Raw genomic sequence first — 615 nt, 5'->3', positions numbered from 1 at the left:
TCGGTTGGCTTTCGCTGCCGGTGGTAGGGCTGACCGCGCTTTTCACCGGGGGCGCGCTTGTCATGCAGATCTATGCAGGCGGCGCACGGTTCAATGCCGAAGCGGTGGTGCCACAGATCGTGGCCATCGGCATGGTGCGCGAACTCGGTCCCGTTCTCGTGGGCCTCATGGTCGCGGCACGTGTGACAGCGGCCATCGCGGCAGAGATCGCCACGATGAAGGTGACGGAACAGATCGACGCACTGATCACCCTTTCAGCCGATCCGATCCGCTTTCTGGTAGCACCCCGGGTGCTGGCGGGGGTGCTGACGGTGCCTGTGCTGGTGGCGGTAGGCGATACGGTGGGCATCATGGGGGGCTATGCCATGGCCACGGGCACGCTGGGGTTCAACCCTGCGGCCTATCTGCGCAATACGGTAAGCTTTCTGGAGGCGACGGATATCGCCTCCTCGCTCGCCAAGGGGGCGGCCTTTGGCTATGTGGCGACCCTGATGGGCTGCTATCACGGCATGAATGCCGGACGGGGCGCACGGGGTGTGGGCCGGGCCACCAAGGGCGCGGTCGAAGCGGCAGCGGTGCTGATCCTCGCAGTGAACTTCCTGCTCACGGGGGTTT

1 protein-coding gene is annotated in these 615 nt (G+C 65.4%); it reads left to right on the top strand.

Annotated elements, in window-relative coordinates:
- Positions 1-615 (top strand): MlaE family ABC transporter permease (locus tag A3764_RS20715; RefSeq protein WP_067952048.1); only part of this gene is annotated, 615 nt, incomplete at both ends.

The sequence above is a fragment of the Sulfitobacter sp. HI0129 genome (genome assembly GCF_001635395.1).
Classification (GTDB): domain Bacteria; phylum Pseudomonadota; class Alphaproteobacteria; order Rhodobacterales; family Rhodobacteraceae; genus Sulfitobacter.
This window is presented reverse-complemented; position numbering and strand designations above follow the sequence as displayed.